This is a genomic window from Blastomonas fulva, assembly GCF_003431825.1.
Lineage (GTDB): Bacteria > Pseudomonadota > Alphaproteobacteria > Sphingomonadales > Sphingomonadaceae > Blastomonas > Blastomonas fulva.
Window position 1 is genome coordinate 3,221,682 of record NZ_CP020083.1, and the last position, 19,079, is coordinate 3,240,760.

Below are 19,079 nucleotides of genomic sequence, written 5' to 3' on the forward strand. Positions count from 1 at the left end.
CTCGCCCCCGGCCTGATGTGCCTTTGTGGGGCGCTCGTGGCCGCGTCAAGAATGATTGGCGCATTAGCACGGATCAGTTAAGACCCGGTGCATTCACCCATGAAGGCGCCCTGTATGCCGACCTCGGTTCTCGAACGCAAAATCGCGCTGGCCGTCTCCCCCACCGAACGCGCCCGCAAAGCCGCGCGCGAGGTGCAGGCCGCGCATGAATGGGTCGCACTCGAGGAAGCGGACATCGTCGTCGTCATGGGCGGCGACGGATTCATGCTGCAGACGCTCCACCAGATGCTCGAACGCGGCAAGATCGTGCCCGTCTACGGCCTCAACCTGGGCACGGTGGGCTTTCTGATGAACCTGTGGCGCAGCGGCGACAGCATCGTGCGCAGACTGGAACAGGCGCAATCCTATGAGGTGCTGCCGCTGTCGATGACCGCGACCACCATGGCGGGCGAGCGGGTCACCTATCCTGCGATCAACGAGGTCTCGCTGCTGCGCGAAACGCGCCAGACCGCCAAGATCGAGGTCAGCGTCAACAATGCCGTACGAATCAGCGAGCTGGTCTGCGATGGCGTGCTGGTGGCAACACCCGCAGGGTCGACCGCGTACAACCTGTCCGCCAACGGCCCGATCCTGCCGCTGGGCTGCGGCATGCTGGCGCTGACCCCGATCAGCCCGTTCCGCCCGCGCCGCTGGAAGGGAGCGTTGCTGCCTGATTCCTCCAGGATATCGCTGCGCGTGCTCGAGCCCTCCAAACGCCCGGTCAGCGCGGTCGCAGACCAGCGCGAGGTGCGCGACATTCGCGACATCCAGATCGCCATCGACCCCAACCGCCGCCTGTCGCTGATGTTCGATCCGGGCCACAGCCTGGACGACCGGATATCGGCGGAACAATTTATCGTGTGATGTGGCACGCAGACGCTTGCCAAACCAAAAAACCCGGTGCTATAGGCGCGCTTCTTCTGGAGAACACAGTGTCTTTAGAGGGATAGAGGGCATTCCCCGATAGCTCAGCGGTAGAGTAGGTGACTGTTAATCACTTGGCCGTAGGTTCGAATCCTACTCGGGGAGCCAGCCTTTCTAAGTCCTTGCCCCGGCAGCAATTGCCCCGGGTGTAGCAAGGCACAGTGCGAACAGCATCCGATCACTGCAGGGGTCACTGGCATTGCCAGCAAGCGCACCTCAGTGCAAAAATCTCTGATATCATACCGGCTGCTATGCCACTTTTCGACGAGCGTGTTCCGGCGTTCATGCCGACAGTGTTCGTCAGATGACTGATGGTGCCACCTGGCGCGCTTGCAAGGCACCCTGACGCCGGGGTTATTCCGACGCCAGGGCGCATCCCATCATAAAAAGCTCAAGCCGCTTTGCCGTGGCAGTGCTTGTACTTGCGGCCCGATCCGCATGGGCACGGGGCGTTGCGGCTGATTTCGCCCGAGAACAGCTCTTCCGACGCCTCGGGCATCGGGGACTGGCGCGGGGGCAGCGTGGCTGCGACCGTGCCCAGCGTGCCGCCGTCGATGTCCGCGCTGTTGTCCTCACCGGTGAACGGATCGAAGTGCGTGGTCAGGAAGTCGGGCAATTCGGGCAGCGAGGGCACTTCGGGCTCGCGGATTTCCAGGCTCATGATCGTGCCGGTAACGTCCTCGCGGATCACCTCGAGCATGCGTTCGAACAGGCCGAACGCCTCGCGCTTGTACTCGTTGATCGGCGTCTTCTGGGCGTAGGCGCGCAGGAACACGACCTGGCGTAGCGCGTCGAGCGTCGCCAGATGCTCCTTCCAGTGGTGGTCCAGGCTCTGCAGCAGAACCGACTTCTCGATCGAACGCCACATGCCCTCTTCGACCTGGGTGGCCTTTTCGTTGACCTTGGCCTCGGCCATCTCGCGGATGCGTTCCTCGATCATGTCGGGTTCGATCACGTCTTCCTGCAGCCAGGCATCGATATCGGGCTCGATTCCCAGCACCTCGGACACGCGCGCCTTCAGGCCGGGCACGTTCCACTGTTCGGGATAGGTTCCCGGAGGACACGCTTCGCCGACGATCGCATTGACCGTGTCGTTGCGCATGTCGAGCACGACATCGTCGACGGCATCGGCATCCATGATCTCGGCGCGCTGCTCGTAGATCACCTTGCGCTGGTCGTTCATCACGTCATCATATTCGACGACCTGCTTGCGGATGTCGTAATTGCGCGCCTCGACCTTCTTCTGCGCAGTCTCGATCGCCTTCGACAACCACTTCGATCCGATCGCCTCGCCATCGGCGAGGTTGTTCTTCATCATGCGCGAGAATAGGGTATCGGGGCCGAAGATGCGCAGCAGATCGTCCTCGAGGCACAGATAGAAGCGCGACAGGCCGGGGTCACCCTGACGACCCGAACGTCCGCGCAACTGGTTGTCGATGCGGCGGCTTTCGTGGCGCTCGGTGCCCAGCACGAACAGCCCGCCGGCTTCCAGCACCTTGGCCTTCTCGGCGGCAACCTCTGCCTTGATCGCTGCGATCGCGGCATCGCGTTCGGGACCTTCGGGCATGTCGCGCAGTTCGTCATCGACGCGGTATTCGACATTGCCGCCCAGCTGGATGTCGGTGCCACGGCCCGCCATGTTGGTGGCGATGGTCACCGCGCCCATGCGTCCGGCCTGCGCGACGATCCGCGCTTCCTGCTCGTGGAAGCGCGCGTTGAGTACGCTGTGCGGCACGCCTTCCTTGTTGAGATATTCGGACAAAAGCTCGGACTTCTCGATCGACACCGTGCCCACCAGCACCGGCTGACCGATCAGGTTCTTTTCGCGGATGCCCTTGGCGATCGCCTGGAACTTGTCGGCGGTGTTCTTGTAGAACTCGTCTTCCTCGTCGATGCGGCGGATCGGGTTGTTGGTCGGGATGGTGACCACGTTCATCTTGTAGATGTCGAAGAACTCGGCCGCTTCGGTCGCCGCGGTGCCGGTCATGCCCGACAGTTTGGGATACATGCGGAAATAGTTCTGGAAAGTGATCGAGGCCAAAGTCTGGTTCTCGGGCTTGATCTGGACGCGTTCCTTCGCCTCGACCGCCTGGTGCAGGCCGTTCGACCAGCGACGGCCATCCATCATGCGTCCGGTGAACTCGTCGATGATGACGATCTGGTCGTCCTTGACGATGTAATCGATGTCGCGCTTGAACATCACATTGGCCTTGAGCGCCTGGTCAAGGTGATGGACGATCTGGGTGTTCTCGACGTCGTAGAGGTTGCTGCCCTCGAGCAGGCCAGCCTCTTCGAGCAGCCGCTCGGCCTTCTCGGTGCCGTCCTCGGTGAGGATGACCGAGCGGGCCTTTTCGTCCTTCTCGTAATCCTTTTCATCGAGCTTGAGCACGATCGCATCGACCGCGATGTACATCTCGGACTTGTCGTCGGTGGGCCCGGAGATGATCAACGGGGTGCGCGCTTCGTCGATCAGGATCGAATCGACCTCGTCGACCACCGCGAAGTTGTACGGGCGCTGCACCATCTGGCTGCGCTCGTGCTTCATATTGTCGCGCAGGTAATCGAAGCCAAGCTCGTTGTTGGTCGCATAGGTGATGTCGGCGGCATAGGCCTCGCGCCGCGCCGTTTCGCCCAGATTGGGGACGATCACGCCGGTGGTCAGACCCAGGAAGCGATAGACCTGGCCCATCCACTCGGCATCGCGCGCGGCGAGGTAATCATTGACGGTGACGACGTGCACGCCCTTGCCCTCGATGGCATTGAGATAGCAGGCGAGCGTCGCGACCAAGGTCTTGCCCTCGCCGGTGCGCATCTCGGCGATCTCGCCCTTGTGCAGCACGATACCGCCGACCATCTGCACGTCGAAATGGCGCATGCCCAGCGTGCGGATCGATGCTTCGCGCACCGTCGCAAACGCCTCGGGCAGGATGTCGTCAAGTGTCTCGCCCGCGGCAAGACGGTCCCGGAACTTCTGCGTCTGGCCGCGAAGTTCATCGTCGGACATCGGCGAGATCTGGGGCTCGAAGGCGTTGATCTTGTCGACGACCTTGAGCAGGCCCTTGACGTAGCGGTCGTTGGCGGACCCGAAAAGTGATTTGGCAATGGCGCCGAGCATGGCGGAATTCCTTAAATACGAAGCGATGGGGATTTGCCGACACGCGCGAAAATTGGCGGTACGGCGAGCCTTTGAACAAGGCAGAATGGGGGCGGCGCACCGCAGTGCGCGCATGGGCGGCAGGCGGGCAATGCAGCCGCGAAACCCGTCAGCGGTTTATTGCAGCAGCCTGTCGGACCGGTGAACGGTCAACGCCAGAGCGCGCCGGGTCGGCTTGGGCGCCCAGCGCATCGCAGGCATGCTGGCTAGCACCAGCGGCAGCGCGACGGCAACGAGCAGAACGGCGGCGATGGCCACATTGGGCCTGACATCATCGGAATTCCAGGCACCGCGCAGCGCGCCGTCGCCTTCCGCAATCGCAGGTTCTGCCACACGCACGCCGTCCGTGACCGAAAACCCGGTTAGGATGGCCAGCAAGGCAAGAAGCAGCTTCACGGTACGATGATTATCCCTGACGAGCCCAGTACATAGGCATTGGTAGCAGCTTCGTCCAATGTTTTGCTGCGCGGTCGCTGCAGGCCGCCCTCACCCGACCTCCGGATCGAAGGCCTGGGAATCGAAGGCGCCAAAGCTCAGGTGCTTGCCGGCGTGCAGGTTGCCCTGTTCCATCTGCAGCTCGAGCCGCTCGCAATCGCGCCTGCGGAACTCCTCGACCACGCGATCGGCCATCACCGGATCGATGCCGGTGCGCAGCAGCGCGGTGTGCGCAAGCTTGACCGAGGATTCGAACAGTTCGCGCTGGGCTGCTGCAATCGGCGCGTGCTTGAGTGCCAGCAGTTGGCGCCGATCAACCGCGCGCACGAAAATCTTGGCATCGGGAAAGGCATGCGCGATGGGCTCGACCTGGTCGGGCCCGAACTCCTTGTCGTCCATGCAGAAAAGCAGCGCGTCGGCATGCTCGGCGCCCGCGCGCCGCAGCAGGTCGATCCGCGTACCGTCCCCGTAAAAGACCTTGCGACCAAATTCGCCGCTCAGCCTGATCTGGTCCGGGTTGATGTCGATCAGGGTGACCGACACGTTTGCCCCGGCAAAGATCTGCGCGACCGCCTGGCCAAAGCGCCCGTGCCCGACAACGATGGCGCTCGATTGCCGCGCCTGCTCGGGATCAACCATGTCATCGGTTCCCGACCCGCGAACGCCGCCGAAAAAGCGCGTGAGCAGCATCAGGAAAGGTGTAGTGGCCATCGACAGCGTGACGATCGCCCCGAACCGGCTTGCCGCCTCGGGCGCGATCAGCAGTGCTGCCTGCGCCTCGGCAAACAGCACGAAGGCGAATTCGCCGCCCTGGCTGAGCAGCAGGCCGAGCACCAGCGCCGCGCGCGTCTCCATGCCGAACGCCTTGGCGAGGCCGAAGATGATCGCCACCTTGATGCCCACCAGCGCCAGCGCCATCGCAACGATGAACAGCGGGTTGGCCATGATCACGCCAATGTCGAGCATCATGCCGACGCCCAGGAAGAACAACCCGAGCAGGATCGACCGAAACGGATCGATGTCCGCCTCCAGCTCGTGCCGGAAGGGCGAGTCGGCGAGCATCACGCCGGCGACGAACGCCCCCAAAGCTGCGGAAATGCCGATCGAGTGCATCAGCGCGGCGCTGCCGAATACCGCAAACAGCCCGGCGACGATGAACAGTTCGCGCTCGGCGACCTTGCCGATCAGCTTGAGCAGCGGTGCAAGGCCGTAGCGCCCGGCAGCGACCAGCCCGGCGATCGCCGCCAGCGCATAGATCGCGGTCAGCCATCCCGGCGTCTGCGGCCCGGTCTGCGGCGCGCGCGACATCGCCGCGATGATGGTCAGCAGCGGAACGATCGACAGGTCCTGGAACAGCAGGATCGAGAATGCACGCTCGCCGGTCGGAGTGTTCAAACGCCCCTGCGATTGCAGCAGCGGCAGCACCTGCGCGGTCGATGAAAGTGCCAGCGGAAGGCCAAGACCCAGCGCCGCGCCCCAGCTGGAACCGGTGACGGCGTAGACGAACGCCGCAAGCACGACACCGCACAACGCCACCTGCGACAGCCCCAGCCCGAAAATGTCGCGCTTGAGCTGCCAGAGCCGCGAGGGCGCGAGTTCCAGCCCGACCAGGAACAGCAGCAGCACGATGCCGATCTCGGCAAATCCGACGATCAGCTCGGGATCGGCCACCAGCTGCAGCACCTGCGGCCCGATGATGATCCCGCCGACCAGATAGCCCAGCACCGCACCCAGCCCGAGCCTGCGGAACAGCAGCACGAAGAACAGCGCTGCTGCGAGCAGCACCGTGCCCGACAGGAAGATATCGCCGCCATGCTCCATCAGCGATTTTCCATCTGGTGGGTGTCCGTTGCTGCAGGCGAATCCAGCGCCGCGACCACCGCGCGCCAGGGGAGCAGGATGGAACCATGCCGAGCGGGATAAGGCAAGGCGGTCTCCAGATGCTCGATACCCGGCCAGTCCGGCAACGCTATGCTGTCTCCGCCGAAAAACGCGGTCAGCGCGTCTCGCACCACGACCAATTCTGCGCGGTCGCGACCGATGACATGGCTCGCAAGCACCGCAGCCGAGGCCTGTCCCAGCGCGCAGGCGCGTGCATCGACCCCGAAGCGCGCGATCTTGCCGGCGGCATCCGGCTCGAGCCCGACCCGCACCACTGACCCGCAGCTTTGCGAGCGCAGTTCGGCCTGTCGTGCAAGATCCTCGCTGAGCGGCCAGTCGCAGAGCGACACCGCCAGCGCCAGGATATCGGGCGTGTAGAGCGCCTTAGCCATGACGGGTCTGGCCGTGCGGGTTATTCATCGCCCAGCAACTGCTGGTAATCGTAAAGGTCGACGAGCGCGGTGCCGCTGGCGTTGAGCAGCGGGAAGGTGCGGCTTTCGGTGATCCATTCGGGCTGCCCTTCGCCGGGCCAGATGATGTCATGAACCATGGTGATCAGCAGATAAGCGAGCGTTGCCAGGATCAGCCCCTTGAGCGCGCCGAAGCCGAAGCCCAGCACCCGGTCGATCGGGCCCAGCACCGATTTGCGGGTGCGCGCGCGCAGGCCGTGTGCGATGAGCTTGCCCAGCAGATAGACGCCCAGATACAGCCCGACCAGCGCCAGCGCCGCAGCGCCGCTGTCGTTGCCGACCGGTTCCTTGAGCATCGCGGTCACGGGCGAGTGGAACAGCCGCAAAGCGAAGATGCCCGCCACCCACGCGATCAGCGAGACCGCCGCGTGGACAAAGCCGTTCTTGAAACCCAGAATCGCGCCGCCCGCGAGCAGCGTCAGCACGATGATATCGAATGCGGTCATGAAGCGAACCGCTAGTTTCGCCCAAGCAGTTGGTCAACGAGATTTGCCAGCCGGGCATAGGATGTCAGCCGCATTCCGCTGCTTTCGCCTGCCCCCTTTGCCGTCACGCTGGCTGGCACCAGCGCCTTTTCGAAGCCCAGCTTGGCCGCCTCGCGCAGCCTGAGGCCAGCATGCGCGACCGGGCGCAGTTCGCCCGAAAGCGAAAGCTCGCCGAACACGATCGTGCCGGCACCGATGGGATGCTCCGACAGGGCCGAGATCAGCGCAGCGGCCACGGCGAGATCGGCGGCAGGATCGGACAATCGATAGCCGCCGGCGATGTTGAGATAGACTTCCGCGGTCGAGAAGCTGAGGCCGCAGCGCGCCTCCAGCACCGCGAGCACCATGGCGAGGCGGCCCGAATCCCATCCCACGACCGCGCGGCGAGGGGTCGCACCGCTCGACAACCGCACGGTCAGCGCTTGGATCTCGACCAGCACGGGCCGGGTGCCTTCCAGCGCGGGGAACACCGATGTGCCGGGCATCTGCGCATCGCGATCGCTCAGGAACAGGCTGGAGGGGTTGCCGACCTCGGACAGCCCCTCCTCCTCCATCGCGAACACGCCGATCTCGTCGGTCGCGCCGAAGCGGTTCTTGATCGAGCGCAGGATGCGGTACTGGTGGCTGCGTTCGCCCTCGAAGCTCATCACGGTATCGACCATGTGCTCGAGCACGCGCGGGCCCGCGATGCTGCCGTCCTTCGTGACGTGGCCGACCAGGATCACCGCGCAGCCGGTGTCCTTGGCAAAACGGATCAGCTCCTGCGCCGATGCGCGTACCTGGCTGACGGTTCCCGGCGCACCCTCGATGAGGTCAGAGTGCATCGTCTGGATCGAATCGATCACCAGCATCACCGGCGTCGGCATCGCGCGCAGCGTGGTCAGGATATCGCGGACCGATGTCGCCGAGGCGAGGTCGATCGGCGCATCGGCGAGGCCCAGCCGCAGCGCGCGCAGGCGGACCTGATCGGCCGCCTCCTCGCCGCTGATATAGACGATGTGATTGCCCGCCTTGGCCATGTTGGCAGACGCCTGCAGCAGCAATGTCGATTTTCCGATACCCGGGTCGCCGCCCATCAGCACCGCCGAGCCTGCCACCAGCCCGCCACCCAGCGCTCGGTCGAACTCGGCAATTCCGGTGGGGATGCGCGGCGGCAAGGCGACCGCGCTGTCGAGCCGCGAGAGCGCGATGCGGTGTCCGCCGGTCTGCAGATCGTGGCGTGCCGAAAAGGCGGTTGGAGCCGATTGCTCGACCAGCGTGTTCCATTCGCCGCAATCGGCGCACTGGCCCTGCCAGCGGGTGGCGACGCTGCCACAGGCCTGGCAGACATAGGTTTTGCGGGGCTTTGCCATGGCTGCGGCATAGCTTGAACAAAACTGGAACGCAATTGCCGCTTTGCGCTTGCCATCGACCGTAACATAGATAGCGTTTGCACGAATATCCGCGTGCGGCCATCGCACCCAGAAAGGTCCCTGTCCCAGCCTATGCGCCAGAAGGAACTCCGCATTGCTCTGGTCTGCTATGGCGGCATCAGCCTTGCGGTGTACATGCACGGCATCACCAAGGAAATCTGGCGCGCCACCCGCGCCAGCCGCAATTTCCATGCCGGCGAGCCCCCCGCCAGCGGCAGCCAGGGGGTGTACCGCGATCTGTTCGAGACGATGGCTTCGCATGCGCAGATCCGGCTGAGGCTGCTTCCCGACATCATCTCCGGGGCGAGCGCGGGTGGGATCAACGGCGTGTTTCTGGCGCAGGCTTTGACCAGCGGCCAGTCGCTCGAACCGCTGACCCGGCTGTGGCTCGAATGCGCGGATATCGACCAGTTGCTCGATCCCGATGCACGGCCCTGGTCGAGGTTCACCAAGTTCTGGGCGCAACCTCTGGTGTGGCTGCTGTTGCGCAGACCCGGCGGCGCGCTCGATCGCAGCGTTGCACCCGAGGCGCGCAGCGAGGTGCGCACCAAGCTGTCGCGGCTGGTGCGTGCGCGCTGGTTCGCGCCGCCGTTCAGCGGCACCGGCTTTTCGGCGTTGCTGTATGATGCGTTCGAGGCGATGGCGGCGACCCCGGCAGGTCCAAGGTTGATCCCGATCGGCCAGCCGCTCGACCTGTTCGTCACCGTGACCGACTTCAAGGGACATCTCGAGCGGTTGCGACTGAACAGCCCTGCCGAGGTGGTCGAGACCGAGCACAGGCTGTCGATCGGCTTTCGTTATCTGCGCGGGCGCCACGACGCGCTGGCGGATCCTGCCGAACTGGTCTTCGCCGCGCGCGCGACGGCCAGCTTCCCGGGCGCCTTCCCGCCGTTCAACGTCGCCGAAATGGACCGGATGCTGAAGCGGCGCGAGAAGCTGTGGCCGGGCCGCGAAAACTTCCTGCGCCGTGTCTTCCCGCAGCATCACGAGGACGGACATGGTGAGAGCGCGGTGCTGATCGACGGATCGGTGCTCGCGAACGCGCCGTTTGCGCAGGCGATCGACGCGCTGAGGAACCGCCCCGCGCACCGCGAGATCGACCGGCGCTTCGTCTATATCGATCCCAAGCCCGATATCGTGCGCGGCATGGACCAAGCGCACCAGCGCGATGCGATGGGCCAGAGGCTACCCGGCTTCTTCTCGACCATCTTCGGCGCAATATCCGATATCCCGCGCGAACAGCCGATCCGCGACAATCTGGAAGGGATAGAGCGACGCACCAGCCGCGTGCTGCAGATGCGGATGATCACCGATTCCCTGCGCACCGAGGTGGAGGCCACGGTGAGCAAGCTGTTCGGCTATACCCTGTTCCTCGACAGCCCCACCCCGCGGCGGCTGACCAACTGGCGCAACAAGGCTCAGGACCGCGCCGCGCACATGGCGGGCTTTGCATATGCCTCTTATGGCCAACTCAAGCTCGCCTCGATCGTCGAGGATATCGTCGACACGCTGCGCCGCGCCTATCAGGGCCCCAAGGCGCTTTATGCCGAGCGGCTGCGCGAGGCGATCGGCGCGGAGCTTCGGCGCAGCGGGCTCGATCACCTCTCGGGCAAGGGCGGCGGTGCGAGCGAGGAGGCGATCATCTTCTTCCGCACCCAGGACCTGGGCTTCCGCATCCGCCGCTTGCGCTTTCTGGCGCGGCGGCTGGGCGAGGATATCGCGCAATCGGGTCGCACCCCGCCCGAGGCGGTGGTGGCGATGCACGACACGCTGTACACCTGCCTGTCGCATTATCTCGAGCGCGAAACGACCGACATGCTGGGCCAGGGATTTGCCGATATCGCCGCATCCGCGATCGACAACCCGGCGCTGGCGATTTCCGAACTCGCCAACCGCCGCGATCTGCGCGCTGCCGATGCCATCGTCGACGAGCAGCTCGCCAGCGCGCTGGCGACTCTCCCCAAGGTCAGCCGAAGATCGATGCTGCTCGCCTATCTGGGCTTCCCCTTCTACGATATCGCAACGCTGCCGCTGCTGCAGGGCGAAGGGCAGAACGAGTACGACCCGATCAAGGTCGATCGCATCTCCCCCGATGATGCCCAGTCGATCCGCGACGGCGGCGCGGATGCCACGCTCAAGGGCATCCAGTTCAACAGCTTTGGCGCCTTCTTCAGCCGCGCCTATCGTGAGAACGACTATCTGTGGGGACGGCTGCACGGGGCCGAGCGGCTGATCGACATCATTGCATCCGCGCTTCCGCCCGGCAGCGCCCTGCCCGATGCCGTTCTTGCAGATTTCAAGCGCCGCGCGTTTCTGGCGATCTGCGACGAGGAAGCGACACTGCTCACCACCGATCCCGGGCTGGTACCGGGCATCCGCAGCGAGATCGAAGCGCGGTTCGCTGGTTGATGCGCGCGCGGCCTGTTCCCTTTGCCGGCTGCCATCCCTAATTAGGGGCGATGAACCGTATCGTATCGCGCTGGCTGATCCTGCCGTTGCTGCTGCTGGCCCAGGCGTGCAGCGCCTTTCCCTCGATGGCCGCATGGGATGGCCCCAAAAAGGGCGCGCCCGCGCTGTGGCACGTCAAGGGGCCTGACGGAGAAGCCTGGCTGTTCGGCGGCATCCATGCGCTCCCTGCGAACATCAAATGGATCACCCCGAAGATGAAGACCGCGATGGACGCCAGCGACAGGTTGGTACTCGAAGTCGTGGGATTGGAAGATTCGGCTGAGATCACAAGGACCTTCCAGGCATTGGGCAACAGTCCCAACCAGCCGCCTCTCGCCGAGCGGCTGCCGGTCGATCTGCGCGCAGCGGGGGAAAAGCTGCGTGACAAGGGCCGGGTCAATCCCACCAAGTTCGAGACGCTGGAAAGCTGGGCCGCCGCGATCACACTGGCAGGCGCTGCCACCACCAATCTGGACATGGTGCGCGAAGCCGGGGTTGAGCGGGTGCTCGCCAAACGCTATCGCAACCGCGACAAGGCGGTGATCGGGCTGGAAACCGCCGCGCGCCAGTTCACCTATTTCGACCAGCTGCCCGAGGCCGACCAGCGCGCGATGCTGGCCAGCGTCATCGCCGATGCCGACAATGCGCCTGCAGCCTATCGCGACATGGTGACCGGATGGCTGACCGGCGATGTCGCGAGGCTTGAGCAGGCCGCCAACCGGGGCCTGCTGCAGCGCCCGCAAGTCCGCGAGCAGATCCTCGTCCGCCGCAACCGCGACTGGGCGAACCAGATCACCGACATGCTCAAGCTTGGCGCGCGACCGTTCGTCGCGGTCGGGGCTGCGCATCTGGCGGGCGAAGACAGCGTGCAGACGCTGCTGGAAGCGCGCGGCTACACCGTCACCCGGCTGCAATAGCCGCCCGACCTGCGCTAGCCGCCACGACGCTTGCTTTTCGGGCCTTGTCCCCCTATAGGCCCGCCTTCTCCGACGCCATGGTCATCCCTGGAGGCGTGGCGCGGGGATTGAACGACCACCAAAAACTCTGGAGACAGTTTATGAGCGATACGCTTACCCTGTCGGCCCAGCTGCGTGATCGGGCAGGCAAGGGAGCCTCCCGTGCACTCCGCCGCGAAGGCCGTGTACCCGCCGTTATTTACGGCGACAAGAAAGAACCGGAAGCGATTCATATCGCAGAGCGCGAGCTGAACAAGCTGCTCGGCACCGGCCATTTCATGAACTCGATCGTTGAAGTCGAAATCGACGGCAAGGCGGTTGTCACGCTTCCCAAGGACGTGGCTTTCCACCCCGTGTCGGATCGTCCGCTTCACGTCGATTTCCTGCGTATCGCCAAGGGCTCGACCGTCGAGGTCTCGGTCCCTGTCGTTTTCGTCAACGAAGAAGCTTCGCCCGGTCTGAAGCGTGGCGGCGTTCTCAACGTCGTGCGTCACGAGCTGGAACTGGTCTGCGACGCAACCAAGATCCCCGATGAGATCGAAGTCGACGTGACCGGAACCGAAATCGGCGATTCGATCCACATCTCGGCCGTGACCCTGCCCAAGGGCAGCGAATCGGCGATCACCGATCGCGACTTCACCATCGCCACGATCGTTGCTCCCTCGGCTCTCAAGTCGAGCGACGGCGAAGCTGCCGACGAAGCTGGCGAGTAATTCTTCTTGCTGGCCCTCTCCCCCTCGTGGGAGAGGGTTGGGAGAGGGGAGTGTGGGGAGGGTGGCGCATAGGCCCCTCTCCCCGACCCTCTCCCCTTAAGGGAAGAGAGAGTTTCTCAGCATGCAAATCTGGGTCGGCCTTGGCAATCCCGGCGCGGAATATGCGATGCACCGGCACAATGTCGGCTTCATGGCGCTCGATACCGTTGCCGATGTCCACGGCTTCGAGCCCCCCAAGCGCCGCTTCCAGGGCTGGGCCATGGAAGGCAGGCTGGGCAGCGAAAAGCTGCTGCTGCTCAAGCCCGCAACCTTCATGAACAAGTCCGGCCAGGCTGTGGGAGAGGCGATGCGCTTCTTCAAGCTCGAGCCTGAAGCCGTCACCGTCTTCCACGACGAGCTCGACCTCGCGCCGTTCAAGGTGAAGGTCAAGCGCGGCGGCGGCACCGCGGGGCATAACGGCCTGCGCTCGACCGAACAGCATATCGGCCCGGAATTCCGCCGCGTGCGCATCGGCATCGGCCACCCGGGCAACAAGGACCGGGTCACCGGCCATGTGCTGGGCAACTATCACAAGACCGAACTCGACGACCTCACCGACATGCTGGGCGCCATCGCCGCCGAAGCTGCATGGCTGGCGAAGGACGACGACGCGCGATTCATGAACGACGTGGCGCTGCGGCTGCAGGAATGACCGCGATGGCGAATCGTCGCTCGAACAACTCCGGCACCTGGCTGCTGCTCGCCTATGCCATCGCATCGCTTGTCGCCGTGCTCAGCGGTGCAGCAACGATGGTCTTGACTGGAATACCGGCCATCCGCTGGTCGCTGACGCTTGCAGCCTGGGGTGTCGGCGCGCTGCTGGCGTATGGTATCGTCAAGGCAAGACCGCGCGGCATGGCATGGCCGGTGATTGCCATCGGCGGCGCGGTGACGGTCGCTGCGACCCTTGCGGGGCCCGATCAGCTGGGTGTGCATCGCTGGCTCGCCATCGGGCCGGTGTTCGTCAATGCCGCAGCCGTGGCTCTGCCCGCAGTGATCGTCGCGCTCGCGCGGATGGGACAGAGCGCCCGGCTGGCCCAGGCGGTCGCCCTGGGTGTCGCGGCCATTCTGGCGCTTCAGCCCGATGCGTCACAGGCCTGGGGATTTGCCTTCGCTTGCCTCGCCTGGTTGCTGCCTGATCGCGCGCCCAGCATAGCGGTTCAGGCCGTGGTCCTGACTGCGCTTGCTATCATCGCGACCTTGAGCCCCGATCCGCTGATGCCAGTACTCGAGGTCGAGCAGATCGTGTCGTTGGCGCTGTCCGTGCACCCGGCGCTCGCGGCACTGGCCGTTGCTGCGCTGGCGACGCTGCCCTTGATCATCTGGAGGCTTGGCTCGGGTGGTCGTGCGTCCCGCGCGCTTGCGCTTTATGGTGCAGCAATCAGCATCGCCCCTGCATTTGGCTGGTTCCCCGTGCCATTGGTGGGCGCCGGCATGAGCTTTCCGCTCGGTTTGTGGATTGGCGTTGCACTGTTGGCGCAAGGCGGCGGGAGCGTTTCTCCCGGGCCAGACGGGTTGTTCAGGGACCGTGACGCGTAACTGTCATCTAGTGCGCGCCAATCCGTCATCGATCTGCCATCATGATCGCTTGAGAAACAGGCATCACCGCCGAGCGCCGGGACAGCACGGGGTTGATCGCGGCAGCATCTGACTGATTCTCGGGGGAATTGCCTTGTCACACCTGACCGACGCCGCGCGCGCGCCTTATCGCACCGACACCCTTGATTTCGATCCATCGAACAGCCTGGAAGCGATCGTCGCTGCCAATCCCTCGCGCCGCCGGATCCTCACCAACGGCCTGATGGGTCTTGTGCTCGCACCGATGGTGGCCAATTGCGGCGGCGACAATGGCGCTGCGGGGAACCCGGTAACGCTGCCGCCCACCGCCGGTCCGGCGCCGACGCCTGCTCCCACCCCTGCCCCGGCCCCCAGCTTCTCGATCAGCTTCAATTCGGTGCCTGCCAACCAGAACGACCGGGTGACCGTCCCCACCGGCTATGAGGTTAACGTCCTGCTCAAGGCCGGTGATCTGATCGTGCCCGGAGGGGCGGCCTTCAACGGATCCTTCCCGACACCGGGCCAGGCGGAAAACTGGGCAGGCGGCAACCATGACGGCATGGAGCTGTTCGCAATTCCCAGTGTCGATCCCAACACCGCAGGCTTGCTCGCGGTGAACTTCGAATATCCTGATTTCAACATCCTAATGAGCGATGCCGAAGCTACCGCGGTCCAGGCGAATCCGGCAGCGGCCACAGCCACGCAGCGCCAGCTCGCGCTATCAGCGGTCGGCGTGGGTGTGGTGGAAATCCAGCGCGGAGCAGACGGCAAATGGTCCGTGGTGGCCAATTCGCGGTTCAACAAGCGCTACAGTGGCAATTCCAACTATCGCGCGGGCGGTCCTGCTGCCGGTCTGCTCAGCACCAATATCAAGGGAACGCTGAACAACTGCGCCAGTGGTCGGACCCCGTGGAACACCTACCTCACCTGCGAGGAAACCACCGACAACTACATCGACCCCAGCCAGCCTGCGGAAAATTATGGTTGGGTGGTCGAGATCGACCCGTTCCTGGAGCTTGCGCCGCCGACCAAGCGCACCGCAATGGGCCGATTCGACCACGAGAACACCGCGTTCATGGCCAACGCCGATCGCCGCGTCGCCTTCTACATGGGCGATGATGCGACGCCGGGCTGCATCTACAAGTTCGTCTGCGATCGGGCGTTCAGCGCGACCAGCCGCGCAGCGAACATCGATATGCTCGATGTCGGTCAGCTCTTTGTCGCGCGATTCAATGCAGACGGCACCGGCGAATGGCGCCTGCTCCAGCAGGGCCAGAATGGCCTCGTTGTCGGCGCGCGTGATCCGGGCAACATCAGCCAGAGCACGACCCCGCCCACGCCCACCGTCGTCGATTTCCGTAACCAGGCCGATGTCCTGATCAACACAAAGTCGGCGGCGCGTGTTGCCGGTGGAACGGTGATGGATCGACCCGAATGGATCACCGTCGCCCCCGACAACACCGCCATTTTCGTTGCGCTGACAAACAACTCGGGTCGCCGGGTCACCGATGCCACCAATCCGCGCGTCACCAACCGCCACGGGCACATTCTGAAGATGCGCGAATCGGGCGACTCGCCGCTGGCTGGGTCGTTCACCTGGGAGCTGTTCCTGCTCGCAGGGGATCCCGCGCTGGCCTCTGGCGGCGCGAACCTCACCGGCAACATCAACGGCGACACCTTCTCCAGCCCAGATGGCATCCGCATCGACCCGCAGGGTCGCATGTGGGTGCAGACCGATCACTCGGTCCCGGGGACGTCGGGGGTCACGGGCGTGACCATCGACCAGGCCTTCGGTCATAACGCGATGTTCCATGTCGATCAGAAAACGAAACAGTCGAAACGGTTCCTGGTTGGGCCGCTCGGCTGCGAAATCACCGGGATTGCCTATACGCCCGGCCTCACCGACTTCTTCATCAACATCCAGCACCCTACCGGTAACTGGCCGGTCAATGGTGAAAAGCCGCGGTCCTCGACCATTGTTGTGACGCGCACGGACAAGCAGCCCGTGGGCAATTGAAGCATGCAGATCCCGTCGCCGGCATCGTTCGGCGGCGGGATCGCGGCGCTAACGCGTCGTCCTGCCAAATCGCGATTCAAGCCAGCCTACCGCAAAACCCAGTATGGCTGGAGCATCGACCAGCAAGGCGGCCGCGGCACCGATTTGTCCCTGCCATCCGCCGCCCGCAGCGACAAAGTCGCGGACAACTTCCTCGAAATAGTCGTCATCGAGCCCATCCACCACGGGATTTCCGGTGTCGAACTCCTCGACTCTGCGCCAGATCGTCCCGCCATCGGGATTGGCAAAGGGCACATCCCAGCGCACAATTCGCTTGCCCGGAATGCTGGCCAGATGCTCGGCATGGTGGAGCAGCGTCATTGTCTCCCAGGGCGCGCCGATCATCATCACCTTGCCGCGCGCTTCGACTAGCCTGGCAAGCGGGGTGCCGGAGCCATAGCCATAATCGATCGGGTGCGGATCGATCAGCCAGCGCGCCTTCGCCCCCAGCGCGGTCATCGACGGGCCGGGACTGGCGCTACGAAGCGCGCCGGGCGTGGTGCGCAGGAATTCTGGAAATGCGCCATTGTCGCGGATCGCGCGCGAGCGCGCCGGATCGAACGGCAGCACATGCGCGCGCCATTGCGGCAGGATATGCCCTTCCTCGTCGCACGCCCATTCAGGGGCGCCCTCCCAGTCGGCATAGGCCATCACCGTCCCGGCATCGCCGACCACCTGCCGAAGCGCGGCGATCAGCGTGTCCGGCCCGCCGATCATCGGACCGATGCTGCGCAGCCCGGCATGGACCATGACGATATCGCCCGGCGCAAGGCCAGAGGCCGACAGATCGGCGACAAGATGACCGAGGGTGACCGGAGGCGCCATGCAGGCATATCTATTGCGGTCTATGCCAATGACAAGCCACCAGTGCGCAGGCCCGGCCGTCAGGCTGGAGTTGATTGTCCGATGGCGCTAAGGGCGCAGCCATGGCAAAGACGAAGGAACTTCCATGATCTCTGCACCCCCCTATCTTGATGTCAGCGCGGAGGCGGGGCGGGATTTCATGATGCGCGCGCTCACCGGCCCGGTCGTGATGCTCAACCTGTTACGGTTCCGCGCAGAGGCGGACTATTCGGCGACACCGGAGCTTGCACCGGATGCGCCGATCAGCGGACGCGACGCCTTCATGCGCTATTTCGAGCACACGCTGCCCTTCCTGCAGGCGAGTGGCGGGTCGGTCGAGTATCTGGGCGATGGCGGAGCGTGGCTAATCGGGCCGGCAGGGGAACGCTGGGACGCGGTCATGCTGATCCGTCAGGCCAGCGTGGAAGCCTTTATTGCGTGGAACGGAGATGCCGCCTATCTGGCCGGAATTGGCCACCGTACGGCGGCGCTGGAAGATTCGAGATTGCTGCCCACCACGGCACACACATTCGGCAAGGACTGATCAATGGGTTTCAAATGCGGTATTGTCGGGCTGCCGAATGTCGGCAAGTCCACCCTGTTCAACGCGCTCACCGAGACGCAGGCAGCGCAGGCGGCGAATTATCCGTTCTGCACGATCGAGCCCAACGTCGGCAACGTCGCGGTGCCCGATCCCCGGCTCGACAAGCTCGCGGCGATCGCGGGAAGCCAGAAGATCATCCCCACCCAGCTCGCCTTTGTCGACATCGCTGGCCTGGTGCGCGGCGCATCGAAGGGCGAAGGCCTGGGCAACCAGTTCCTCGGCAACATCCGCGAGGTCGATGCCATCGTCCATGTGCTGCGCTGCTTCGAGGATGACGACATCCAGCATGTCGAAAACAAGGTCGATCCGATTTCGGACGCTGAAACCGTCGAGACCGAATTGCTGCTCGCCGATCTGGAAAGCCTCGAAAAGCGCGTTCCCGGGCTCGTCAAGCGCGGACAGCAGGGCGACAAGGAATCGAAGATCGGCGCGTCGGTGCTCGGCAAGGCGCTCGAGCTGCTGCGCGAGGGCAAGCCTGCGCGGCTGACCGAGCCTGCCGACGAGGAAGAAGCACGCGTGCTCGCACAGGCGCAGCTACTGACCTCCAAGCCGGTGCTCTATGTCTGCAATGTCGATGAAGGCAGCGCCGCCGAGGGCAATGCGTTCAGCGCGCGGGTGTTCGAAAAGGCCAAGGCCGAGGGCGCCGAAGCCGTGGTGGTCTCTGCCGCGATCGAGGCCGAGCTGATCACCATGGACATGGAAGGCCGGATGGAATTCCTCGCCGACCTCGGGCTCGAGGAGACCGGCCTCGCGCGCGTAATCCGCGCCGGATACGACCTTCTCCACCTGATCACCTTCTTCACCGTTGGCCCGAAGGAAGCGCGCGCCTGGACGGTTGAGGTTGGCTCCAAGGGTCCTCAGGCCGCAGGCGAAATCCACAGCGATTTCGAACGCGGCTTCATCCGCGCCGAGACTATTGCCTATGACGATTACATCGCGTTGAATGGCGAGGCCGGAGCGCGCGATGCGGGCAAATTGCGGCAGGAAGGCAAGGAATATGTCGTGCAGGATGGCGACGTGCTGCACTTCAAGTTCAACGTCTGACAAACCGGGCCTGCCGCTG

Annotated in this window: 16 protein-coding genes and 1 tRNA gene; 10 read left to right on the forward strand and 7 right to left on the reverse strand. The window is 64.4% G+C overall.

The features are described 5' to 3' along the window. Positions 1–114 precede the first annotated feature (114 nt). Both B5J99_RS15380 and B5J99_RS15385 read left to right on the forward strand, forming a co-directional pair. Positions 115–903 (forward strand): NAD kinase, encoded by a 789-nt coding sequence (locus B5J99_RS15380; protein ID WP_117353548.1) that lies wholly within the window; start codon positions 115–117, stop codon positions 901–903. 93 nt (positions 904–996) lie between these two features. Beyond that, positions 997–1,071 (forward strand) — tRNA-Asn (locus B5J99_RS15385). A gap of 283 nt (positions 1,072–1,354) precedes the next feature. Here the strand turns inward: B5J99_RS15385 and secA are convergent. From secA to radA, 6 genes are all read right to left on the reverse strand, one after another. Next, positions 1,355–4,078 carry a preprotein translocase subunit SecA gene (secA, locus tag B5J99_RS15390; RefSeq protein WP_117352887.1) on the reverse strand — a complete coding sequence of 908 codons (2,724 nt, stop codon included), beginning with the start codon at positions 4,076–4,078 and terminating at the stop codon, positions 1,355–1,357. A gap of 156 nt (positions 4,079–4,234) precedes the next feature. Then, the gene (locus tag B5J99_RS15395) at positions 4,235–4,513 is read right to left on the reverse strand and encodes a hypothetical protein (protein WP_069050096.1); all 279 of its coding nucleotides are present in this window, start codon (positions 4,511–4,513) and stop codon (positions 4,235–4,237) included. A gap of 90 nt (positions 4,514–4,603) precedes the next feature. Continuing rightward, the gene (locus B5J99_RS15400; protein WP_054135386.1) at positions 4,604–6,373 is read right to left on the reverse strand and encodes a monovalent cation:proton antiporter-2 (CPA2) family protein; all 1,770 of its coding nucleotides are present in this window, start codon (positions 6,371–6,373) and stop codon (positions 4,604–4,606) included. After that, on the reverse strand, positions 6,373–6,825 hold the full coding sequence (locus B5J99_RS15405) for an iron-sulfur cluster assembly scaffold protein (protein ID WP_245991650.1): 453 nt from the start codon (positions 6,823–6,825) through the stop codon (positions 6,373–6,375). The genes B5J99_RS15400 and B5J99_RS15405 overlap by 1 nt, the downstream gene beginning before the upstream one ends. Positions 6,826–6,845: 20 nt before the next feature. Continuing rightward, positions 6,846–7,349 carry a CvpA family protein gene (locus tag B5J99_RS15410; RefSeq protein WP_069050098.1) on the reverse strand — a complete coding sequence of 168 codons (504 nt, stop codon included), beginning with the start codon at positions 7,347–7,349 and terminating at the stop codon, positions 6,846–6,848. Between the two features lie 11 nt (positions 7,350–7,360). Beyond that, positions 7,361–8,740: a DNA repair protein RadA gene (gene radA / locus B5J99_RS15415; RefSeq protein WP_117353549.1), complete on the reverse strand. Its 1,380-nt coding sequence runs from the start codon at positions 8,738–8,740 to the stop codon at positions 7,361–7,363. 132 nt (positions 8,741–8,872) lie between these two features. On the opposite strand from radA, the gene B5J99_RS15420 reads away from it, so the two are divergent. From B5J99_RS15420 to B5J99_RS15445, 6 genes are all read left to right on the forward strand, one after another. Next, a complete protein-coding gene (locus B5J99_RS15420) occupies positions 8,873–11,209 on the forward strand; it encodes a patatin-like protein (RefSeq protein ID WP_117352889.1) in 2,337 nt (778 codons plus the stop codon). 50 nt (positions 11,210–11,259) lie between these two features. Next, on the forward strand, positions 11,260–12,165 hold the full coding sequence (locus B5J99_RS15425; RefSeq protein WP_117352890.1) for a TraB/GumN family protein: 906 nt from the start codon (positions 11,260–11,262) through the stop codon (positions 12,163–12,165). 140 nt (positions 12,166–12,305) lie between these two features. Continuing rightward, positions 12,306–12,917 carry a 50S ribosomal protein L25/general stress protein Ctc gene (locus B5J99_RS15430; RefSeq protein WP_117352891.1) on the forward strand — a complete coding sequence of 204 codons (612 nt, stop codon included), beginning with the start codon at positions 12,306–12,308 and terminating at the stop codon, positions 12,915–12,917. Positions 12,918–13,038: 121 nt separating this feature from the next. Beyond that, entirely contained in the window at positions 13,039–13,608 is a 570-nt protein-coding gene (gene pth / locus B5J99_RS15435; protein ID WP_117352892.1) for an aminoacyl-tRNA hydrolase, read from the forward strand. Positions 13,609–13,613: 5 nt separating this feature from the next. After that, complete coding sequence (locus B5J99_RS15440; protein WP_162892631.1) at positions 13,614–14,495, forward strand: hypothetical protein; 882 nt, start codon at positions 13,614–13,616, stop codon at positions 14,493–14,495. Between the two features lie 133 nt (positions 14,496–14,628). Beyond that, the gene (locus B5J99_RS15445; protein ID WP_054134833.1) at positions 14,629–16,530 is read left to right on the forward strand and encodes a PhoX family protein; all 1,902 of its coding nucleotides are present in this window, start codon (positions 14,629–14,631) and stop codon (positions 16,528–16,530) included. A 48-nt stretch (positions 16,531–16,578) separates the two neighbouring features. Here the strand turns inward: B5J99_RS15445 and aac(3) are convergent, their stop codons facing one another. After that, positions 16,579–17,394, reverse strand: a complete 816-nt coding sequence (gene aac(3), locus B5J99_RS15450) for an aminoglycoside 3-N-acetyltransferase (protein WP_069050104.1) — start codon at positions 17,392–17,394, stop codon at positions 16,579–16,581. A 124-nt stretch (positions 17,395–17,518) separates the two neighbouring features. Between aac(3) and B5J99_RS15455 the strand changes: the two genes are divergently transcribed. Next, positions 17,519–17,956, forward strand: coding sequence for a DUF1330 domain-containing protein (locus B5J99_RS15455; RefSeq protein ID WP_117352894.1), 438 nt, complete (start codon positions 17,519–17,521; stop codon positions 17,954–17,956). Between the two features lie 3 nt (positions 17,957–17,959). Further along, on the forward strand, positions 17,960–19,060 hold the full coding sequence (gene ychF / locus B5J99_RS15460; RefSeq protein ID WP_054134830.1) for a redox-regulated ATPase YchF: 1,101 nt from the start codon (positions 17,960–17,962) through the stop codon (positions 19,058–19,060). Positions 19,061–19,079: the final 19 nt, after the last annotated feature.

Coding starts and splice junctions, on each gene's coding strand:
- secA (WP_117352887.1), bottom strand. CDS start 4,078: ATGCTCGGCGCCATTGCCAAATCACTTTTCGGGTCCGCCAACGACCGC.
- B5J99_RS15405 (WP_245991650.1), bottom strand. CDS start 6,825: ATGGCTAAGGCGCTCTACACGCCCGATATCCTGGCGCTGGCGGTGTCG.
- B5J99_RS15380 (WP_117353548.1), top strand. CDS start 115: ATGCCGACCTCGGTTCTCGAACGCAAAATCGCGCTGGCCGTCTCCCCC.
- B5J99_RS15430 (WP_117352891.1), top strand. CDS start 12,306: ATGAGCGATACGCTTACCCTGTCGGCCCAGCTGCGTGATCGGGCAGGC.
- radA (WP_117353549.1), bottom strand. CDS start 8,740: ATGGCAAAGCCCCGCAAAACCTATGTCTGCCAGGCCTGTGGCAGCGTC.
- ychF (WP_054134830.1), top strand. CDS start 17,960: ATGGGTTTCAAATGCGGTATTGTCGGGCTGCCGAATGTCGGCAAGTCC.
- B5J99_RS15440 (WP_162892631.1), top strand. CDS start 13,614: ATGGCGAATCGTCGCTCGAACAACTCCGGCACCTGGCTGCTGCTCGCC.
- B5J99_RS15420 (WP_117352889.1), top strand. CDS start 8,873: ATGCGCCAGAAGGAACTCCGCATTGCTCTGGTCTGCTATGGCGGCATC.
- B5J99_RS15455 (WP_117352894.1), top strand. CDS start 17,519: ATGATCTCTGCACCCCCCTATCTTGATGTCAGCGCGGAGGCGGGGCGG.
- pth (WP_117352892.1), top strand. CDS start 13,039: ATGCAAATCTGGGTCGGCCTTGGCAATCCCGGCGCGGAATATGCGATG.
- B5J99_RS15425 (WP_117352890.1), top strand. CDS start 11,260: ATGAACCGTATCGTATCGCGCTGGCTGATCCTGCCGTTGCTGCTGCTG.
- B5J99_RS15400 (WP_054135386.1), bottom strand. CDS start 6,373: ATGGAGCATGGCGGCGATATCTTCCTGTCGGGCACGGTGCTGCTCGCA.
- B5J99_RS15410 (WP_069050098.1), bottom strand. CDS start 7,349: ATGACCGCATTCGATATCATCGTGCTGACGCTGCTCGCGGGCGGCGCG.